The sequence below is a fragment of the Acuticoccus kandeliae genome, assembly GCF_003073115.1.
This window is the reverse complement of the sequence record NZ_QBBV01000001.1, coordinates 2,512,116-2,531,764: the sequence shown is the minus strand read 5'-3', so window position 1 is coordinate 2,531,764 and position 19,649 is coordinate 2,512,116. Positions and strand designations below refer to the sequence as shown.

Below are 19,649 nucleotides of genomic sequence, written 5' to 3'. Positions count from 1 at the left end.
ATTAAAGGGATGCGTGAAGGAACCGCGCCGGAGGGGACGATGTCGAGCAAGCCTGTCGTAAAGGCGTTCTGGGACGAGGCGACCGGGAGCTGGCAATACGTTTTCCACGACCCCGACACCATGGACGGCGCCATCATCGACCCGGTGTGGAACTACGACCCGCAGGCCGCCGCCACCACGACGCGCAGCATGGGCGAGATCCTCGCCTACGTTGAAGAGACCGGCATCCGTGTCGCCTATATCCTCGACACCCACCCCCATGCCGACCATTTCTCGGCAGGGCCGCTCCTCAAGGAGCGCCTCGGCGCGCCGACGGGGATCGGCGACCACGTCGTGAAGGTGCAGAAGCTCTGGCAGGAGATCTACAACCTGCCCGACCTCCCGACCGACGGATCCCAGTGGGACCATCTCTTCGCCGACGGCGAGGTCTTTCACGTCGGCAACATTCCGGTGCGCGTGATGTTCTCGCCCGGCCACACCCTCGCCTCCATCACCTATGTCGCGGGGGACGCCGCCTTCGTCCACGACACGCTGATGATGCCGGACTCGGGCACCAGCCGGGCCGACTTCCCCGGCGGCTCCTCGGCGGACCTCTATCGCAGCATCATGGCGATCCTCGCCCTTCCGGACGAGACGCGCGTCTTCGTCGGCCACGACTACGCGCCGGACGGACGCGAGGCGCGGTGCGAATCGACCGTTGCCGAGCAGAAGGCGCTCAACATCCACGTGAAGAACAATGTGAGCGAGGCGGACTATCGCGCCGTGCGCGACAAGCGCGACGCGACGCTGCCGCTCCCGAAGCTCATGCTCGCCGCGCTCCAGATCAACATTCGCGGCGGACGCAAGCCCGACCCGGAGGACAACGGGCGCGCCTATCTCAAGATCCCGCTCGACTATTTCGAGCCGCGCCGCTCCTGACCGCGCGGCCCGCCGCGACGCCGGCGGGCCCGATCATCGTCTCGTGCATTGATGCTTGCGGCGAGTGGGCCTAAAGCAATCCGGCACGCGCTGCCGAGCGCCGGGACTTTGCCCCTCTACGCGCCGCTCTTCTTCTCCGCCGGATGGCGGAGCCCGGCACGCTGCGCGACGTGCCGAAGGACGTGAGACGATGACCCTCCTGCGCCAGTTCTTCTCCTACTACGCGCCGTACCGGGGCCTGTTCGCCCTCGATTTTGGCTGCGCGGTGCTGTCCGGCCTCCTGGAGCTCGGCTTCCCGATGGCGGTGAAGGCGTTCATCGACCATCTCCTGCCGGCGCAGAATTGGGGCCTCATCATCGCCGCCGCGATCGGCCTCCTCGTAATCTACGTCCTCAACACGGGGCTGATGTCGATCGTCACCTATTGGGGCCACATGCTCGGGATCAACATCGAGACCGAGATGCGCCGCCGCGCGTTCGACCATCTCCAGAAGCTCTCCTTCAGCTTCTACGACAACCAGAAGACCGGTCACCTCGTCGCGCGCGTGACGAAGGATCTCGAAGAGGTCGGCGAGGTCGCGCACCACGGGCCGGAGGACGTCTTCCTCGCGGTGATGACCTTCATCGGCGCGTTCATCCTGATGGCGATGATAAACCTGGAGCTTGCGCTGATCACCGGCGCGATCGTGCCGCTGATCGCGTGGCTGATCACGCACTATGGCACGCGCATGACGCACAATTTCCGTGCCCTTTTCCGCAGCGTCGGCGCCTTCAACGCGCGGCTGGAGGAGAATGTTGGCGGGATGCGCGTCGTCCAGGCCTTCGGCAACGAGGAGCACGAGCGCTCGCTCTTCGCGGTCGACAACGCGCGCTACCGCACGACCAAGCTCACCGCCTATCGCATGATGGCGGCGAACACCGCCCTCTCCTATTTCGGCATGCGCCTCATCCAGGTCGTCGTGATGCTGGCGGGGACGTGGTTCGTCATCCGGGGCGAATTGACGGCCGGCGGCTTCGTGAGCTTCCTCCTCCTCGTCAACGTCTTCTTCCGCCCGATCGACAAGATCAACGCGGTGCTCGAGGTCTATCCGAAGGGCGTCGCGGGATTCCGCTCCTACCTAGAGCTTCTCGGCACCGCACCCGACATCGTCGACCGCCCGAACGCGGTGGCGCTGCCGGAGATCGCGCGCGAGATCCGCTACGAGAATGTGAGCTTCGGCTATCCGGGCTCCCGGCAGGTGCTGTCGGGCATCGACCTCACGATCCGCGCGGGCGAGACGGTCGCCTTCGTCGGCCCCTCGGGTGCGGGCAAGACGACGATCTGCTCGCTCCTCCCCCGCTTCTACGAGCCGACGGGCGGCCGGATCACCATCGACGGCGTCGACATCCGCGACGCGACGCTCGCCTCGCTCCGCCGCCAGATCGGCATCGTGGCGCAGGACGTCTTCCTCTTCGCCGGCACGATCCGCCAGAACATCCTCTATGGCCGCCTCGACGCGACGGAGAGCCAGATCCGCGCCGCCGTCGTCTCGGCCCGCCTCGACACGCTGATCGATTCGATGCCCGAAGGGCTCGACACCGTGATCGGTGAGCGCGGGGTAAAGCTCTCGGGCGGCCAGAAGCAGCGCCTCGCGATCGCGCGGATCTTCCTGAAGGACCCGCCGATCCTGATCCTCGACGAGGCGACTTCGGCGCTGGATTCGGAGACCGAGCGCGAGATCCAGGCCTCCCTCGCGAAGCTGTCCGAGGGGCGCACCACGCTGATGATCGCGCACCGCCTCGCGACGATCCGCGACGCGGACCGGATCGTGGTGGTGACGCCCGACGGCATCGCCGAGGAGGGGCGTCACAGCGATCTCGTCGCGAACGAGGGGATCTATCGCCGCCTGCACGAGGCGCAGTTCGCCGGGGCCTGACCCCGGCGGGCGCGATCAGACGAAGCGCACCGTGGGCGCGGCGAAGGGCGTCCCTTCATAGTCCGCGCTCCAGGTGTCACCGGGGGCGATCGGCCAGGCATCGGTGAGCGTGCCGGTGGTGACGATCTCGCCTGCCTCAAGCGGCGCGCCGCCATACTGGTGGAGCCCGCGCACCAGATGCTTCAGCGCCGACAGCGGGCCGCCGAGGACGAACGTCCCCGACCCCGTCTCGACGACCTCCTCGTTCTTCTTCAGATGCAGCTTGAGGTCCGAGAGCAGCTGCGGCGAGAAGCCCGCGTTCGGCACCGCCTCGCCGAGGAGGAGCGCGCCGTGGAGCGCGTTGCAGGCGGCGGTGTCGGCGAGGGTGAAGCGCCAGCCGGGATAGATCGAGTGCACGATCTCGAAGGCGGGCGAGAACCAGGCGACGCAATCGAGGAGCGCCGCCTCGTCCATGTCCGGTCGGGGCGCGGCGGCAAGCTGGAGGGCGACCTCCGGCTCGATACGCGGCTCGCAGAAGGATGCGAGCGGGATCTCTCGCCGCTCCGACAGGCGCACGACGCTGTGGCTCGACAGCGTTCCCCACATCGGCCCCTCGACGCCGTAGCGCGCCCACAGGGTCTGGTTGGTGAAGCCGATCTTGCGGCCGACCTTCTCCTCCCCGCGCAGCCGCCACAGGACGGACGAGGCGCGATAGCCGTCCTCCATGGAGAAGGCGGGAAAGCGGTCCGAGAAGGGGGCGATCTGGCGGGTCGCGGCGAGCGCGTCGGCGACTTCGCCGCCGACCGCCTCGGGATCGGGCGCGGACCCGGCAGTGTCGAGGGCCATGGGATTCCTCCGGTCGTTTCTCAGGCTCGACGGGAGACGCCTCAGCCCTTCGCGCGGCTCGCGACCGATGCGAGGAGGTTCATGAGGATGTCGACGTCGAACGGCTTGTTGATCAGCGGGACGTCCACGAGATCGCTCGGGACGTTGCCGTCATTGTAGCCGGTGACGAAGACGAAGGGGATGCGCTCGCGGATGAGCCGCCTTGCGAGATTGTCGGTGCTCTCGCCGGCGAGATTGCGGTCGACGACGGCGACATCGACGGTCGCGGCGTCGAGCGCGGCGTCGGCGGCCGCAAGGCTTGGCGCGATGCCGACGACGAGGGCACCGCGATCCTCCAGCAGCATCTCGAGATCCATCGCGGTGAGCGTGGAATCCTCCACGATCAGGACGTGCTTGCCCTCGACGGTCTCGGCCGCCGCCGCCTCGCCGGGACGCGCGCGGCCGGCGTCCGGGCCGGTGCGCTGCACGTCGAGGCGCGCGCGCGGGATCTCGACATGGCAGCGCAGCCCTTCGGGCGCGAAGTCGAGCGTCAGCGCGCTGTGGGTCTGCGCCGGGACGAGGCGGCGCAGCACCGTCGCGCCGAAGCCCGCGCGCGTCGGCTCGCACACGGCCGGCCCGCCGCTCTCCACCCAGTCGATCACGAGCGCCTCGCCGCCCCGCCCCTCGCCGAAGCGCCAGCGAATGTCGAGCCGCCCCTCAGGCGCGGCGAGCGCGCCATATTTGGCGGCGTTGGAGGCGAGCTCGTGGAAGGCGATCGCGAAGATCTGCGCGTCGTCCGGTTTCATCCGCACCGCCGGGCCGGACAGGGCGATGTTCGCCCTGCCCTTGGTGCGGTAGGCGGCAAGCTCCTCCTCCAGCAACGTCGCAAGGCTCGCCCCCGCCCAGCGCGAGCTCGACAGCAGCGTGTGCGCCCGCGCGATCGCATCGAGGCGGGCGAGGAAGTCGCCGACATAGCCGTCGACCGAGATCGCGTTGCTCTTCGTCTGCCGCGCAAGGGCGGCGATGTTGGCGAGGATGTTCTTCACGCGGTGGTCGAGCTCGTAGAGCAGGATGCTCTGCTGCTCCTCGGCCCGCTTGCGCTCCTCGATGTCGATGATGACGCCGTACATCCGGTACGGCTTGCCGTCCTCGCCGAAGACGGCATGGCCGCGCGCCTCAAGCCAGATGGGCGGCCCGTCGCGCGGGGTGACGCGATATTCGCAATGATAGCTCGCCGCGCCCGAGAGCGCGATGTCGAGCGCCGCGCGCGCCGTCTCCTGGTCTTCGGGGAAGACGTGCTTCAGCCACAGATCATAGCTCGGCTCGACTTCACCCACCTCGTAGCCGAGGAGCGCGAAATGGCCGTCGCTCCAGACGAGATTGCCGGTCGCGATGTCCCAGTCCCAGGTGGCGAGGCGGCCGGTCTGGATCGCGATCTGGAGGCGCTCTGCCGCCTCCTGGCGGGCGATGGAGATCTGCTGTCGCTCCGCCGTCGCCCAGATGATGTTGGCGATCGCCTGCATGAAGTTGATGTCGTCCTGCGAGAACTCCCGCCGCCACGTGGTGTGGCCGCCGACGACGCCCCACGGCCGGTCGACCGGTCCGATCCCCACGCTGATGCCGGAGACGACATTGTGCTGGGTGAGAAGCTCCGGCGCCTCGAAGCGCGTCTCGTGCGCGAGGTCGACCACCATCACCGGCGAGCGGGACTGAAGCGTGTAGCCGCCCTGGCTGTGGATCCCGGCCGGGATCTCGGCCGTCCCGACGAGGCCCGGCCGCCAGCCCATGCCGGCGCGCAGGGTGAGGGTCGAGGCGTCGTGCCGCTCGAGGATCTTCACGAGCGGGACACCGAGCCGCTCGCTCACCTCGCGCACCACCTCATCGAGGAGCGCGTCCATCGAGACGTCCGAATGGGTCGCGATCTGGCCGAGCCGGGCGATCGCGGCCTGCTGGCGCTCGCGCACCGCGAGGCGCTCTCCGGTCGCCTTCAGCGTCGTCGCGTCCGAATAGGTGAGGACGACGCCCGCGATCTTGTCGTCCCCCGTGCGGTAGGGCAGCGCGCGGCGGATGAACCAGCGCCCGTCCCCGTTCTCGGCCTCCGCCTCGCGCGGGATGAGGCGGGCGAGCACCGCCTTGATGTCCTCGAGGAGGCGCGGGTCGCGGACCTGGCCGGAAATGTCGGTGATCGGCCGGCCGATATCGGTGTCGATGAGGGACAGGAGCTGCGTCGTCGCGGGCGTGAAGCGGCGGATGCGGAACTTCGTGTCGAGGAAGATCGTCGCGATGTCGGTGGAGCTGAGGAGGTTGAAGAGGTCGTCGTTCGTGGCTTCGAGCTCGACGACCTTCTCCCCGAGCTGCGTGTTGAGATGCTCGAGTTCGGTGTTCAGCGACTGGAGGCTGGTGCGGGAGGTCTGCAGCTCCTCGTTCGAGGTCTGGAGCTCCTCGTTGATGGAGATGACCTCCTCGTTCGAGGCCTTCAGCTCCTCGTTGGAGCTCTCCAGCTCCTCGATCGCGGTCTGTAGCTCCTCGCGCGTGACGGTCAGCTCCGATTCGAGCTGGTCGATCAAATTGCGGCTGACATCCTCGTCGACGAGGCGGGCGCGCTCCCCGTCCCCCTCGGCGCTGACGTCGATGGGCATCTCGTCGAAGCTGACGATGAAGAGCCCGTCCTCGTGCATCTCGAGGGCGCGCACGGCGACGCGCACGGTGCCGATGGAGCCGTCCGCCCCGCCCCACCGGGGCACGATCGCGGCGGCCGGACCGCCGCCATGCATCGCCCGGTTCAGCGCCGCACGCAGGAGCGGGCGGGCATCGTCGCGCACCATCTGGGCGAGCCGCGTCGTCGGCGAACCTTCCGGCATCTCCAGGAAGCGGTGGACCTTGCCCTGGTAGAATTGGACGTGCTGCTGGCGGTCGACGACGACCGAAGGCGGCACGAACGTCTCCAGCATCGCGTTGCGCACGGCATCGGACCAGGCGGCGGCAGCCTGGGAGCGGGCGCGCACGCGCTGCTGCTGCTCGCGCCCGCGCGGGCTCGAAGCGGCCGGCCGGCGTGGCTCGCGGTGCTGGTCGTAGCGGTCGAAGCGGCGATAGATGCGCCCGCCCGCGACCGTCTGGCGGAAGAGGTCCGTCTGCCCGCCGAGCGTCTCTGACGCGCCGACGAAGAGATAGCCGCCCGGCGCCAGGGCGAAATGCAGGAGGTCGACGAGGCGGGCCTGCATCGCCCCGTCGAGATAGATCATGACGTTGCGGCAGCTGATGAGGTCGATGTTCGCGAAGGGCGGCTCGTTGATGACGTTCTGCACCGCGAAGCGCGTCGCCTGCCGCAGGCGCTGGGAGATGCGATACCGCCCGCCCTCAAGGGTGAAGTGCCGGGCGAGCCGGTCGGGCGCGACGCCGAGCGCGATCCCGTCCGGGTAGAGCCCCTCGCGCGCATGTGCGATCGCCGATTCGTCGATGTCGGTCGCGAAGACCTGGATGTCGATCGCGCGGCCCTGACGCTCGATCTCCTCCAGGAACACCATGCCCAGCGAATAGGCCTCCTCCCCGGTCGCGCAGCCGGCGCACCAGAGGCGGAGCGGGCGCGCCTCCTCGTGGGCGGCGACGATCGCGGGGGCGACGTCCTTCTCAAGGCTCGACCACGCGTCCGGATCGCGGAAGAAGCGGGTGACGGAGATGAGGAGGTCCTTGAAGAGGGCCTGCACCTCGTTCGCGTCGCGGGCGAGGCGCGCGGTGTAGTCCGACAGGCTGTCGCACTTGTGGAGGCGCATCCGCCGCACGATCCGCCGCTGCAGCGTGCCGAGCTTGTAGCCCTCGAAATCGTAGCCGGTCTCGGACCGCAGGAGGCGGAAGATTTCGCCGAGCGAGCCGCCGTCCCAGTCGTTCGAGCGCAGCTTCGCGTCGGCGGACGGGTCGATCTTTTCGAGATGGGTGTCGAGCGCCTCGGCGATGACGCCGATGATCCCGGCGGAGAGCGCGACGGGCGCCCCGTCCTGCCCGCTCCGGTCGAGCGTGACGGAGGGGCGGATCAGCGCGAGGCCGCCCGCCTCCTTGACACGCTGCGCGCCGCGCCCGCCATCCTCGGCCGGAACGGTCAGCACGATGCCGACGCCGCGCGCCCCCTTCTCCTGCGCGAGGGAGGCGAAGAAATGGTCGACCGGCGCCGCGTCGGCCGCGCCATCGTCGAGGACGAGACTGTCGGCCTGGAGGCGCCCGAGCCGGCCCGGTGGCAGGAGGTGAACCGTTCCGCCCGAAAGGCGCGTCTCCCCTGCCACTTCCACGATGGGGAGCGGCGGCGGGCCGAGAGGGACCGTCCCGCCCGCCCCGTCTCCCGCGCCCTGCACGACGACATAGGCGACGCGCGGGTGCGGGGCGACGCGGACGACAAGTTCGGGGAGAACCGCCATGTCGGCCGGCGCGACGCCGATCCCGACGACGATCAGCGCCCCGTCCGCCTCCTCCCACGCGTCCGAGGCCAGGCGAACGCCATCATCCGCGGCCGCCAATTCCGGCGGAGCCACGGCGCTGCTGTCCGGCTCTGGCTTCTGATGTGGCATCGGCACGTCTTCCACGGCGTGCCCGCTATTTCCGGCGGAAACACAAGGGCTAGAGAAAGGATAGAAGTGGCGCGAGCGACATCAAGGCTCGCCCGCGTCAAAGCCCTGCCGATTGTTCAGTTTTCGACCGATCTTCGCGTTCAGTCGCCGTTCGCAGCGGGGGCGAGGGAACGGCGGATCGCGTCCAGATCCTGCACGACCTGCCCGCGCGTCGCGAAATAGAGGCGGAAGGCGAGGACGACGCCGAAGCTGCTGAGCGTCGCGCCGAGGAAGCCGAGATAGTCGAGCCCGGCAAGGCTCGCGACGAAGCCGCCGGTCGCCGCGCCCGTGCCCTGGCCGAGGAAGACCATCGAGCCGTTGATGGCGAAGGCGAGGGTCGCCGCGCTCCCGGCGCTCTGCGCGATCCGCGTCTGGAGCACCGGCGAGATGGCGAACAGCGTCACGGATCCCAGCACAGCGGTGAAGATCACGTAGCCGAGAGCCCCGTTGCCGCCGATATCGAGGATGAAGCCGATCGTGTAGAGCGCCTGCGCGGTCACCGAGCCCATCATCAGGAAGCCGATCGCCGGGCCGCCGCGCCGGGCGAGCATCGCGCCGATCGCAAGGCCGACGAGGCCGCCGAGCCCCACGCAGAATTGCACCGCGCCGATGCCCGTGCCGCCGAACCCGGTGAGGCGCGTCACGATCGGGCCGATATAGGCGACGGTCGTGAAGGTGCCGGTGAAAGAGATGTAAGTGAGGAGGAAATAGCCGATCAGCGGCCAGCGCAGAATCCCGCGAATCGCCTTCAGCGGCGAGGCCGGATGCTGTCCGACGGACGGGACGAAAAGTGCGATCATGGTGAACGCGAAGGCCGCGACGCACGCCGCGAGCAGGAAGGAGGCGTGCCAGCCGAAATGCTCGCCGACGACGCTGCCGGCCGGGATGCCCACCAGGAACGCGATGGAGATGCCCGACATCACGGCCGCAAGCGCGATGGGCGCCCGCTCCGGCGGCACCGAGCCGATCGCGATGGTGGAAGCGAGCGGGAGGGTCAGCGCGCCGACGAAGCCGGCCGCGATCCGCACCGCGAGGAGCATCGGGAAGGATTCGGCGACCGCGCACAGGATATTCGCGGTCATCAAGGTCGCGAGGACGAAAAGGAGGAGCGGCTTGCGCGGCAGGCGGCCGGTGAGGCCCGCGAGCAGCGGCCCGCCGATGGCGCAGGAGACGGCGAACGCGGTCTGAAGCTGGCCCGCGACGCTCACGGAGATGCCGAGATCGGCCGCCATCGGCTGCAGGACGCCGGCGAAGACGAAGGCGCTCGTCGAGAAGGTGAACGGCGCCAACATCAGGACCAAGAGAATCATGGGCACTCCGGAACACACCGTGCCGAGACGGCACGCCCGCCTTCTTCACCAAATGAAGCGGGAGAGTCGACCTCCGGAGTCCGGAATAGCTGGCCGTTGTGCGGGGGTCAGAGGTGCGAAATCGAGACAGCGGCCAGGCGTGACCGCAAACGAAAAAGCGCGCCCTCGGGGGACGCGCTTTCCAAGATCACCGTGGGGGCGATCAGAGATCTTCGCGGTAGAAGAGTTCCGGCTGATCGGCACCCGACGCCAGCGCCTGGCGCAGCTCGGTCGGTGCTTCGATCGCGGGGGCCGCGGTCACGACGCGGAGTTCCGCAATCTCGTCCTCGCTGTCACGCACGGTGATGGAGGGGATGATCGCGTCCTTCGCGATGATGGTCGTGTTGTTCAGGGGGTCGTGCGAATAGACTTCGCGGCCGTCCGGATCGAGAAGAACGATGCGCTGCTTCTTGCCGCCACCGATGACTTCGACGTGCGTCACGACAGAGGCCGACTCGATACGGTCATTGTCGCGCTTGCCGATGGTGTCGCCATACGGATTGTCGATGTGAGCGTCGCCCGAGAGCATCACGCCGGCCATCAGCACGTTGTCAGCGAGGCCAGAAACGGATCCGGTGACCTTGTTATAGAAATCTTCATGATTGGCAGCGTAAGCTGCAGCAGCAACGGATCCTGTGAACACAAGCGCCGCAACTGCGTACCGACTGATCACTGACATCCGCGCTCTCCTTCCGCAGGGATCGACCTGCTATGCCGGCCATATTGGCGGGCCGTTTGTTGTCGGCTTCGTTGAGCCGCTCCCCCATTCCCCGTCAGATGGTGATGTTGCGAATTAGCAACAAGAGTGGGGGACAAAATTTACCAACGACCTATTTAACGCTGTTCGAGCTTCCTCGTTGCCGAATCAATGGATAATCTCGCTACTCCGTTCCATCGAACGCCACCCTTTTTCGTATACCTCTGGTAACGATTTTGGGCAAGGTGTGTGATGGTGCGTGCTATCGAACGTAGAATTCGAGTCTTGAAGTCCGACCCGCCGCGGCAAGACGGCGACTGTGTGCTCTACTGGATGCAGCACAGCCAACGGGCTTTCGCCAATCCGGCATTTGAACGGGCAGCGTATTGGGCGAACGAATGCGCCCTCCCCTTGCGCGTCCTCTTCGTCGTCGATCCCGATTACCCGGACGCCAGCGAGCGTCACTTTTACTTTATGCTTGAAGGATTGAAGGAGACGATGGCCGAAACGGCCAAGCGGGGCGCGCATTTTTCGCTCCGCATCGGCAAGCCGGCCGAAACGGTCGCCAGGCTCGCCCGCTCCGCCGCCGTCCTCGTCACCGACCGGGCCTACCTTCGCCACCTCGTGGAATGGCGCAAAGAGGTGGCCGAGACGGTCGACATTCTTGTCGAAGAGGTTGAGGGTGACGTCATCGTTCCGGTCGACGAGCCGACCGACAAGATGGAGTCGGCCGCCCGAACGATCCGGCCGAGACTTCACAAAGCTTTGAAGAACTTCCTCGACCTGCCGGGGGAAGTGACTCTGAAAGTGAATGCGAAGGGTCTCGGCCACGAGGACGACCAGTCGCTCGACGATATCGGCGCGTTCATCGACCGGATCGGCTGCGATACCAGCGTCGGACGCGTCACCTTCTTTCGCGGCGGCACCAGCGAGGCGCGCAGCCGCCTCACCCACTTCCTGCGCCAGGACCTTCCCCACTATGGCGACGATCGCGCCGACATCGTGGACCGGCACGTCTCACACCTCAGCCCCTACCTTCATTTCGGGCAGATCTCGCCGCTCGAGATCTATCACAAGGTGATGGATTCAAAGGCGAAGGGGGAGAGCCAGGACTCGTTCGTGGAGGAGATGCTCGTCCGGCGCGAGCTCGGCGTGAATTTCGTGCACCACAACCGGCGCTACGATTCCTTCGACGCGCTGCCCGATTGGGCGAAGAAGACGCTCGCCGAGCACGCTGGCGACACGCGCGCGCCGAGCTACACGGCGAAGCAGCTGGAAGACGGGAAGACCGAGGACCCCTACTGGAACGCCGCGATGCGGGAGATGCGCGTCACCGGATATCTCCACAACCATCTGAGGATGTATTGGGGAAAACGGATCCTCGGGTGGATGCGCTCGCCGAAGACGGCCTACGAGACTACCCTCGCCCTCAACAACAAATACTTCCTCGATGGGCGCGACGCGAACTCCTACGCGAACGTCGCCTGGATCTTCGGGATGCACGACCGGGGCTGGCCGGAGCGGGAGGTCTACGGGAAGGTCCGCACGATGACGCCGAGCGGCCTCAAGCGGAAATTCGACATCGACGCCTATGTCCGCTGGGCGGAGGCGCTCTGAGAGGAAGGACCGGCCGCCTCGCGTGAGGGCGGCCGGGCATCCTTGATCAGTAGGGGCGCGCTTCGAGTTCGCCGGGGGCGGTGTCGCGATCCTCGGGCGAGGAGAAGAAGAGCGCCTGGCTCACCACCGCCTTCACCGTATCGGTCTCGAACGGCTTGGTGATGAGGAAGGCGGGCTCCGGCCGCTCACCCGTCAAGAGACGTTCCGGATAGGCGGTGATGAAGATCACCGGCACGTTGATCGAGGTGAGGATCTCGTTCACCGCGTCGAGGCCCGAGCTGCCGTCGGCGAGCTGGATGTCGGCGAGCACCAGGCCAGGACGGCGGCGGCGCACGGCCTCCATCGCCTCGGTGTGGGTGCGGGCCATGCCGGCCACCTCGTGGCCGAGGCCTTCGACGAGCGCTTCGAGGTCCATCGCGATCATCGGCTCGTCCTCGATGATGAGGACGCTGGTCGCGACCTGCTCGGCGATGGAGCGGCCGGCCTCGTCGATGAGGCCGCGCACGCCGGCCATGTCGACATTGAGGATGGCGGCGGCCTCCTGCATCGAGAACCCTTCGACCGTCGTCAGCAGGAAGGCCTGACGCGCGCGCGGGACCATCGCGTCGAGACGCTTCTCGAACACGGCGGTGCGGGGCGAGACCTCGTTGTTGATGTCGACCGAGTCCCAGACGCTGATGAGGATCCGGTAGAGGGCGACGCGCGGCGGCAGCTCGGTGGCGAACATCGTCGGGTCGGCCACGAGCGCCTGAAGCACTGCCTCGACATAGGCATCGCCGCTCGGCTGGCTCCCGGTGAGGGAGCGAGCGAAACGGCGCAGATAGGGGATGTGCGGCGCGATGGTCTTGGCGAGCGACATGTGACGTCCTTGGCGGAAGCAGTTCGACTGATACCACACGAGAATCTGCGAGGCAGACCTGGGGCTTGCCGCCCCCGTCCCGCCTCGCAGGGAAACGCTTGGTATCATGGAACGATCGGGCGACAAGAAACGTTCCATCATAGAGAGTGTTTTCAACGGCGTGCTGAGAATGACTGAACTGAAGCAGAGATCCCGGCGGTTCCGGTCCGGATTGGAGCGCGGGAGGGCGCATGCTGTGGTGCGAATGGTCGCTGCCCATGTCTGAGGAGGATCGGTGGAATTCCCCCGAGGACGACGTGATGCAGACCATGATCGGAAAGCAGTTGCGCAGCCTCTACGATTCGGTCCTCGTCGAACCGATCCCGGACAAGATCGTCGAACTCCTCGTCAAGCTGGACGATGTGACGGGCGCGAACGGCCTGCAGTCCGCCAAGGCCGACATGGCGTCTGACGGGGAAAGCGCGGACCGCAAATGAGTGTACGCGATGAACTGATCAGGCAGATCCCCAACCTGCGCGCGTTCGCGGTCAGCCTCTGCGGCAATGCAGAGCGGGCCGACGATCTCGTGCAGGAGGCCCTCATGAAGGCGTGGGCCAGCATCGACATGTTCGAGGCGGGGACCAACATGCGTGCATGGCTCTTCACCATCCTGCGCAATGTCTACTACTCGGACTTCCGCAAGAAGCGGCGCGAGGTCGAGGATGCAGACGGCAAGATGGCGGCCCATCTCGCGACCCATCCGGAGCAGCCCGGTCACCTTGACATGGTCGACTTTCGCGAGGCTTTGAGCCAGCTCGCGCCGGACCAGCGTGAAGCGCTGATCCTCGTCGGCGCGTCGGGCTTCTCCTACGACGAAGCGGCGGAGATCTGCGGCTGCGCCGTCGGCACGGTGAAGAGCCGCGTCAACCGAGCGCGCTCGCGCCTCTCCGATCTCCTCTCGCTCCAGTCCGGCGCCGACTACGGGCCGGATTATCAGAGCCGCTCGGTGGTCGACGCCCGCAAATTCTGACGGCCCGCCCCGGCGGGCTCCCAATCCAAAAGGCCAGGTTCCGACCTGGCCTTTTTCTTTGCCCCTCCCCTCACATCCTGACGTGCTGGGTCTCGCCGATGACCGGCTGGCCGCTGGCCTCGCCACTCGCGCTCGTCAGCATCTGCATCGCGACGACGAGGTCGGCGTTCGGGTTGTCCCAGAACTCGGCCCCCTGCGGCTCCACGGCGATCAGCAGCGGCGCCCGGCTGGACGCGCCGTTTGCGGCGCCCTGTCCGTAGACCATCCGCGACGCGCGCTCGTCCTCCACGGCGCTCGCGCGGCCCGTCACCACGACGTAGGTGTTGAAGGTGCTGTCCACGTAGCCGAGCATCACGTTCATCCCGTCGCGTGCTTCGAGCTCGTTCTGCAGCTCACGGTCGGCGACGAACCAGATGACCCCCTTGGCTCTTTCCGGCTTGCCGATCATCGGGCGCACCTGCACCGCGCCGTCAATATCCGTGATCATGAGGCATGTGCCGATCCGCGCGATCGTCGTCCACACCAGGTCCAGTCCATCTCCAGTCACGTTGAACTCCAGGGTCTAGAGGCGCGAGGCGGAGACCGCCCCGCGCGCCTTGTGCGTGTGGAATTCAACAGGGAGATGCAGGGACTTGTTCCAGGCTAAGATGGCTTTCTGCGTCCACTTCTGTGGAAAGGCTGGTATTTCGGCAATGAGGGAACCAATCGCCACCCGGATGGGTTGTGAGGGGTTAAGCGATGTTCAGGAAGCCTCGGCGAGGCGGATCCGGTCCGGGCTCGAGAACGGAACGACGCTCTTCATCGGGAGCGTGATCTTCGCGGAGAGGCCCGCTCTCGGGAAGGTGAGGTCCACCTCCGCGCCGAGCGCGCGCGACAGGTTCCGCTCGATCACCGTCATGCCGAAGCCGCGCGTCGTCGGCTCTGCGACGGGCGGCCCGCCGGTCTCGACCCAGCTGATCTCCAGCTTCTCGCCTTCGGGCGCCTCGTAAACGCGCCAGTCGACGGCGAGCATCCCCGAGGTGTTGGCGAAGGCGCCATATTGCATGGCGTTCGCGGCGAGCTCATGGATCGCGAGGCCCAGATTCTGGGAGGATTCGGGCGACAGCACGACCTCCGGCCCCGTCAGCATGACCCGCGAGGAATGGGGCGGCACGTATTGGCCGACGAGCACGGAGATGAGGTCGCCGATCTTCACGCCCGCCCACTCGTCGGCGACGATGAGGTCCTGCGCGGCGCTCAGCGCACGCAGGCGCCCGACGAGCGCGGGGATGAAGCTCTCCACCGTCTTCGCCTGCGTCGAGGTCTGGCGCGCGATCGCGATCACCACCGTGAGGAGGTTCTTCGTGCGGTGCGTCAGCTCGCGCATGACGAGGCGCATCTGCTCCTCGTTGCGCCGGCGGTGGGTGATGTCGATGGACGCGCCGGTGACGCCCGAGACGGTCCCGTCCGGGCGCATATTCGGCTCGACGTGCATGTCGTACCAGCGCCGCTCCGCGCCGGAGCCGACGCCGACCTCGGCCGAGGCCGGCCGCTTGGTCTCGATCACCTGCCGCTTCATCGCGACGATCGCCTCGCGGTCCTCCTCCGGCAGCACCTCGTCGTCGGTGCGGCCGATGATGGAGCCGACCTGCGTCTCGTCGGAATTGGCCCAGGTGTAACGAAGCTGCGCGTCCTGCGAGAACACCATGATCCGCTCGCTGCGCAGCGCCAGATTGAACCGCTGCAGCGTCTCGGCGAGACGGCGCGAGAGATCGGTGCGCATCATGTCGAGGCGCTTGGAGCGGGTGATGTCGATCGCGGTGCAGACGATGCCGACCGGCTCCTTGCCCTTGTCGGCGATCGGCACGACGTCGACGCGGAACCAGTTGCGCTCCTCCTCCCCGGCGAGCTCGACCTCGAAGGTCTGGGTCGTGTTGGTCGCGAGCGCGCGGCGCTTGTGGCCGATGACCAGCGGCCGCAGCGATTCGGGCAGCAATTCCTCGTCGACCTTGCCGATGATGTCGCCGGGTGCCAGCGCCGGGCGCGGGTTCACGACCCACTGATAGGCGAGCTGGGCATCCTGATAGAAGACGGTGATCTGGGAGTTGCGCGTCGCGAGCTCGAAGCAGCGGTGCATCTCGTTCACGGTCTTCAGCCGCTGATGCTCGCGCTTCAGGAGGTCGCGCAGCCGCATCTGGCGCGCGTCCGAGGCGGCCAGCGTCTGTTCCACGCTGTTGCGGCGCACCACCTTCCGCGCCGAGGGCAGGAGCACGCGCTGGACGAAGATCCAGATGGCGACGAAGAAGCTCGCGATCGCCGCCGCGTTCACCGCGAACTCGATGATCGGCGAGGCCCACATGATGCCCTGCCCGCCGCCGATGCCGAACACCATGCCGAGGCCGGGGGTCGAGGCGATGATGACGAACGCCGTCAGCACGGCGAGCGTGCGCACCTTCCACCCCGTCGCCGCGATGGCGAAGACGATCAAGGTTGCCGCCGCGCCGAGTTGTCCGAGCGCGATGGGCCAGGAGACGACCTGGAGCACGGCCCCCTTAGCCCCAGCGCAAGCGCAGAATGCGGCCGTGAGGGGTTCCCCACGGCCGCATTTTCGATTTTTGCAATCCCTTGTGGGACAAGCGAATTGGCTCCCGAACCTAACCTATCGCAAAGAACCTAGAGCCTGGACAGCCACGCGTCGACCGCCTCACGGGCATCTTCTTTGGACTTGCCGTAACGTTCCTGGATTTTGCCTTCCAGACGCTTGCGGTCGCCGCGGACTTCGGTGAGATCGTCACCGGTGAGCTGGCCCCATTCGGACTGCGCGCGGCCCTGCCACTGCTTCCACTGGCCTTCGATCTGATCCCAATTCATTGGAAACGCTCCTGCATGGTTGTGCAGGCAATCAACGGTCGGCACGCCAAACCGTTTCATTGATTTTACGCCATCAAAGTGCGTATCCGCGCCGCACCCCTCAGTGCGCGCCGCCTGCCTGTTTGCCAACAGTATCGGCCACATAGGCGCCGCGCCGTCCCATCGGCTGCTCCGGGCCGATCGTGGTGTCCACCATCGTCTGGTGCTCCACCTCCGCCGCGAGCTGGGCGCCGAGGAGGAGGATGTAGACGGAGATATAGAACCAGAACATCAGCGCGATGATCGTGCCGAGCGAGCCGTACATGATCGTGTAGTCGGCGATGTTGGAGATGTACCAGGACAGGAGCGTCGAGGCGACGAGCCAGCCGATCGCCACCGCGAGCGCACCGACGAGGATCCACCGCCACTTCGCCGCCCGCCGGCTCGGCCCGATCCGGTAGATCGCCGCCGAGGCCCCCGTCACCGCCATGAAGAGGAGTGGGGCCGAGACGCGCCGCCCGCCATAATCGAGCACGTTCACCCCGTCCGCGCCGACGAGGAGCGGCACGAGGACGATCGCGCCCACCATGATGAGGCCGAACAGCAGCCCCGTGATCGTGACGGAAAAGGAGCGCAGATAGAGCGCGATCGTGCCGCGCTTCTCGATCTCGCCATAGGCGATGTTCATCGCGCCGAAGAGGGCGATCACCGCGTTGTTCATGGCCCAGAGGGAGAGGCCGATGCTCGCGATGAAGGTGAAGGTGACACCGTTCTCGTGGAGGTGGCGCACCCGGCCCATCTCCTCGCTGATCCAGTCGATCGCCTGGTCGGGCAGGTAGCCGTGCAGGAAGGAGACGTGGCTCGCAAGCGTCACCGAGTCGGTGAAGATGCTGTAGGAGGTCACGACCGCGATCATCGCGGGGATCAGCGCGAGGAAGACATAGAATGTCACGCCCGCGGTGATGAGGCCGAGATTGTCGATCGAGACACGCTCGACCATGCGGACGAGAACATCCCACCAGCCGCGCCATCCGATTTCGAACGGCGTGCGCGCGGCGCGGCCGCGTAGGCGCTCGTGATAGGGGAGTTTCGCTGGGGGTACGCTGGCGCGTGCCCCGACCCGCTCTTCGCTGAGCGATCTCATGCGCGACCTGGCATCCACTCGTCGCGTAACCTTTGTTTCGTTTCAGGGTAAAAAATGGCGAACGTTCAGCCGGCCGACTGCGTTCATCGGAACAAGCCCCTTTCCTCCCATAAGGAGTTCCGCCTTGAGCGTCGCCGCTGCCCCCCAGGCCTCAACGGAGCCAAAACCGGAAAAAACCCGCGTCAATGTTGGCGCGGGCGTGAAGATCCCCCTCATCATCCTGGCGACGATCGCCGTCCTGGGAGCCCTCGACTTCGCGCAGAGCCTGATGCTCCCCATCGTGCTCGCCTTTGTCCTGTCACTGACGCTGACACCGGTCAACATGTGGCTGCAAAGGCGGATCTGGGCCGGCGCATCTGCATTCCTCCTGGTGGGGTCGCTCACCCTCGTCTTCGCGCTCGCCACGATCACCCTCTCCGGTCCGATCGCGGAGTGGATCGACGACGCGCCACGCGTCGGCCAGATGCTGAAGACGCGCCTCGCCGACATCCGCGAACCCGTCGAGGCGGTGACGCGGGCCAGTAAGGAAGTGGAGGAGATCACCAATTCGACAACGGACCCCGAGGTCCGCGAGGTGGTTGTGCGGCAGCCGGGGCTCGTGAACAGGGCGGCGAGCAACGTCGTCAGCATCGCGTCCACGCTCGTCGTCGCAATCGCCCTCACCTACTTCCTGCTCGCGACGAACCGCCTGATCTACGAGAAGATCGTCCAAGCCTCGCCGAAGCTCAGCGACAAGAAGCGATCGCTGATCATCGTGAACAACATCGTCACGGTGGTCTCGCGCTATCTTCTCACCATCACGATCATCAACTTCTGCTTCGGCATGACGATCGGGATCGTGATGTGGATCATCGGGATGCCGAGCCCGGTTTTGTGGGGCCTTGCCGGCTTCTTCCTCAACTACCTGCCCTTTGTCGGCTCCCTGATCGGCACCTCGATGGGCATTCTCGTCGGGCTGCTGACCTATCAGGATATCGGGTGGGCAGTCGTTCCCGGCCTCGCCTACTTCACGCTGACGACCATCGAGGGCAACTTCATTACGCCGTCGATCCTCGGCCACCGGTTGGAGCTCAACCCGGTGACGATCCTGCTTTCGATTGCGCTGTGGGGGTTCATCTGGGGCGTCGCGGGCGTGGTCCTCGCCGTGCCGATCCTCATCATCGTGAAGGTCATCTGCGACAACGTCCCGCCGCTCAAGCTGTTCGGCGACTTCCTGTCAGGCGCCACACAGGCCGAGCAGGAATCAGAAGTGCCCGTCACGCGCGAGGCGTAAGGGCGGTGGGTGTGCCGAGGATGGAGCGCTGGCTCCAGACCCTCGGCACACCGGACGCCGGTGCGGGGTGTCGAACGCCGCAGAAGCGGCGGTCGAGCCCCTTATCGTTTGCCGCCGGAGCGGGCCCCGACGAACGTTGGAACGGCCCAATCAGGCGTTCAGCGCGTCCTTGAGGGGCTTGCCCGGGCGGAACTTCGGCACCTTGGCTGCCTTGATCGTAATCGTCTCGCCAGAGCGCGGGTCACGACCCTGGGACTCGGGACGGTCGGTCACGGCGAACACGCCAAAGTTGGTGATGCGGACCTCATCCCCACCCTTCAGTGCAGCGATGATCGCATTGAAGGTGGCGTCCACGGCCTTCGCCGCGTCCTTGGCGCTGAGGTCGGTGTTCTGCGCCACTTCTGCGGCGAGTTCTGCTTTCTTCATTCCGTCTCTCCTTCTCGCGGATGACTCGGTAACACTCTCATCGGCAACAGCCCACGCAAAGTGCGTTTTGCCTCAGGAGCCCCGGTTCTCCTGAGAAAAATTGAGGATCAATCGTTTCGAAACCACAAAAATCGTCGCAGCGCGCTGCTTTGACCCGCGAACATGTGGAAAGAAGGCAAACTCACCACACTTTTCATTCATAGGTTGTGTGTTT

General features: G+C 66.5%; 16 protein-coding genes. 6 read left to right on the top strand and 10 right to left on the bottom strand.

Annotation, left to right across the window (positions count from 1 at the left end):
• Positions 1-39: 39 nt before the first annotated feature.
• Both DBV35_RS11515 and DBV35_RS11510 read left to right on the top strand, forming a co-directional pair.
• Positions 40-918: an MBL fold metallo-hydrolase gene (locus DBV35_RS11515; RefSeq protein ID WP_108660260.1), complete on the top strand. Its 879-nt coding sequence runs from the start codon at positions 40-42 to the stop codon at positions 916-918.
• Between the two features lie 190 nt (positions 919-1,108).
• Positions 1,109-2,833 (top strand): ABC transporter ATP-binding protein, encoded by a 1,725-nt coding sequence (locus DBV35_RS11510; RefSeq protein WP_108660259.1) that lies wholly within the window; start codon positions 1,109-1,111, stop codon positions 2,831-2,833.
• 15 nt (positions 2,834-2,848) lie between these two features.
• Here DBV35_RS11510 and DBV35_RS11505 read toward each other — a convergent pair whose 3' ends face one another.
• From DBV35_RS11505 to DBV35_RS11490, 4 genes are all read right to left on the bottom strand, one after another.
• Positions 2,849-3,658 carry a 2-keto-4-pentenoate hydratase gene (locus DBV35_RS11505; RefSeq protein ID WP_108660258.1) on the bottom strand — a complete coding sequence of 270 codons (810 nt, stop codon included), beginning with the start codon at positions 3,656-3,658 and terminating at the stop codon, positions 2,849-2,851.
• Between the two features lie 41 nt (positions 3,659-3,699).
• The gene (locus DBV35_RS11500; protein ID WP_108660257.1) at positions 3,700-8,193 is read right to left on the bottom strand and encodes a CheR family methyltransferase; all 4,494 of its coding nucleotides are present in this window, start codon (positions 8,191-8,193) and stop codon (positions 3,700-3,702) included.
• Positions 8,194-8,333: 140 nt separating this feature from the next.
• Positions 8,334-9,542 (bottom strand): MFS transporter, encoded by a 1,209-nt coding sequence (locus DBV35_RS11495; RefSeq protein ID WP_108660256.1) that lies wholly within the window; start codon positions 9,540-9,542, stop codon positions 8,334-8,336.
• A 202-nt stretch (positions 9,543-9,744) separates the two neighbouring features.
• A complete protein-coding gene (locus tag DBV35_RS11490) occupies positions 9,745-10,260 on the bottom strand; it encodes a hypothetical protein (protein WP_157961683.1) in 516 nt (171 codons plus the stop codon).
• Positions 10,261-10,530: 270 nt separating this feature from the next.
• Between DBV35_RS11490 and DBV35_RS11485 the strand changes: the two genes are divergently transcribed.
• Positions 10,531-11,895, top strand: a complete 1,365-nt coding sequence (locus tag DBV35_RS11485; RefSeq protein WP_108660254.1) for a deoxyribodipyrimidine photo-lyase — start codon at positions 10,531-10,533, stop codon at positions 11,893-11,895.
• 46 nt (positions 11,896-11,941) lie between these two features.
• Here DBV35_RS11485 and DBV35_RS11480 read toward each other — a convergent pair whose 3' ends face one another.
• On the bottom strand, positions 11,942-12,754 hold the full coding sequence (locus DBV35_RS11480) for a response regulator (protein WP_108660253.1): 813 nt from the start codon (positions 12,752-12,754) through the stop codon (positions 11,942-11,944).
• 230 nt (positions 12,755-12,984) lie between these two features.
• On the opposite strand from DBV35_RS11480, the gene DBV35_RS11475 reads away from it, so the two are divergent.
• Entirely contained in the window at positions 12,985-13,230 is a 246-nt protein-coding gene (locus DBV35_RS11475) for a NepR family anti-sigma factor (protein ID WP_108660252.1), read from the top strand.
• Entirely contained in the window at positions 13,227-13,763 is a 537-nt protein-coding gene (locus DBV35_RS11470; protein WP_108660251.1) for a sigma-70 family RNA polymerase sigma factor, read from the top strand. The genes DBV35_RS11475 and DBV35_RS11470 overlap by 4 nt, the downstream gene beginning before the upstream one ends.
• 70 nt (positions 13,764-13,833) lie before the next feature.
• Here the strand turns inward: DBV35_RS11470 and DBV35_RS11465 are convergent, their stop codons facing one another.
• From DBV35_RS11465 to DBV35_RS11450, 4 genes are all read right to left on the bottom strand, one after another.
• The gene (locus tag DBV35_RS11465; protein WP_157961681.1) at positions 13,834-14,310 is read right to left on the bottom strand and encodes a pyridoxamine 5'-phosphate oxidase family protein; all 477 of its coding nucleotides are present in this window, start codon (positions 14,308-14,310) and stop codon (positions 13,834-13,836) included.
• Between the two features lie 195 nt (positions 14,311-14,505).
• A complete protein-coding gene (locus DBV35_RS11460) occupies positions 14,506-16,287 on the bottom strand; it encodes a PAS domain-containing protein (protein WP_108660249.1) in 1,782 nt (593 codons plus the stop codon).
• 128 nt (positions 16,288-16,415) lie between these two features.
• A complete protein-coding gene (locus DBV35_RS11455) occupies positions 16,416-16,613 on the bottom strand; it encodes a CsbD family protein (RefSeq protein WP_108660248.1) in 198 nt (65 codons plus the stop codon).
• Positions 16,614-16,713: 100 nt separating this feature from the next.
• Complete coding sequence (locus DBV35_RS11450) at positions 16,714-17,592, bottom strand: YihY/virulence factor BrkB family protein (protein WP_157961680.1); 879 nt, start codon at positions 17,590-17,592, stop codon at positions 16,714-16,716.
• Positions 17,593-17,935: 343 nt separating this feature from the next.
• Between DBV35_RS11450 and DBV35_RS11445 the strand changes: the two genes are divergently transcribed.
• On the top strand, positions 17,936-19,009 hold the full coding sequence (locus DBV35_RS11445; RefSeq protein WP_157961679.1) for an AI-2E family transporter: 1,074 nt from the start codon (positions 17,936-17,938) through the stop codon (positions 19,007-19,009).
• Between the two features lie 150 nt (positions 19,010-19,159).
• Here the strand turns inward: DBV35_RS11445 and DBV35_RS11440 are convergent, their stop codons facing one another.
• Positions 19,160-19,435, bottom strand: coding sequence for an HU family DNA-binding protein (locus DBV35_RS11440; protein ID WP_108660245.1), 276 nt, complete (start codon positions 19,433-19,435; stop codon positions 19,160-19,162).
• Between the last annotated feature and the right edge of the window lie 214 nt (positions 19,436-19,649).

Bases quoted from the DNA above. Each gene is read 5' to 3' on its own strand.
- DBV35_RS11510 (WP_108660259.1), top strand. From the start codon at position 1,109: ATGACCCTCCTGCGCCAGTTCTTCTCCTACTACGCGCCGTACCGGGGC.
- DBV35_RS11440 (WP_108660245.1), bottom strand. From the start codon at position 19,435: ATGAAGAAAGCAGAACTCGCCGCAGAAGTGGCGCAGAACACCGACCTC.
- DBV35_RS11490 (WP_157961683.1), bottom strand. From the start codon at position 10,260: ATGTCAGTGATCAGTCGGTACGCAGTTGCGGCGCTTGTGTTCACAGGA.
- DBV35_RS11500 (WP_108660257.1), bottom strand. From the start codon at position 8,193: ATGCCACATCAGAAGCCAGAGCCGGACAGCAGCGCCGTGGCTCCGCCG.
- DBV35_RS11455 (WP_108660248.1), bottom strand. From the start codon at position 16,613: ATGAATTGGGATCAGATCGAAGGCCAGTGGAAGCAGTGGCAGGGCCGC.
- DBV35_RS11470 (WP_108660251.1), top strand. From the start codon at position 13,227: ATGAGTGTACGCGATGAACTGATCAGGCAGATCCCCAACCTGCGCGCG.
- DBV35_RS11450 (WP_157961680.1), bottom strand. From the start codon at position 17,592: ATGGTCGAGCGTGTCTCGATCGACAATCTCGGCCTCATCACCGCGGGC.
- DBV35_RS11505 (WP_108660258.1), bottom strand. From the start codon at position 3,658: ATGGCCCTCGACACTGCCGGGTCCGCGCCCGATCCCGAGGCGGTCGGC.
- DBV35_RS11495 (WP_108660256.1), bottom strand. From the start codon at position 9,542: ATGATTCTCTTGGTCCTGATGTTGGCGCCGTTCACCTTCTCGACGAGC.
- DBV35_RS11515 (WP_108660260.1), top strand. From the start codon at position 40: ATGTCGAGCAAGCCTGTCGTAAAGGCGTTCTGGGACGAGGCGACCGGG.
- DBV35_RS11485 (WP_108660254.1), top strand. From the start codon at position 10,531: ATGGTGCGTGCTATCGAACGTAGAATTCGAGTCTTGAAGTCCGACCCG.
- DBV35_RS11480 (WP_108660253.1), bottom strand. From the start codon at position 12,754: ATGTCGCTCGCCAAGACCATCGCGCCGCACATCCCCTATCTGCGCCGT.
- DBV35_RS11475 (WP_108660252.1), top strand. From the start codon at position 12,985: ATGCTGTGGTGCGAATGGTCGCTGCCCATGTCTGAGGAGGATCGGTGG.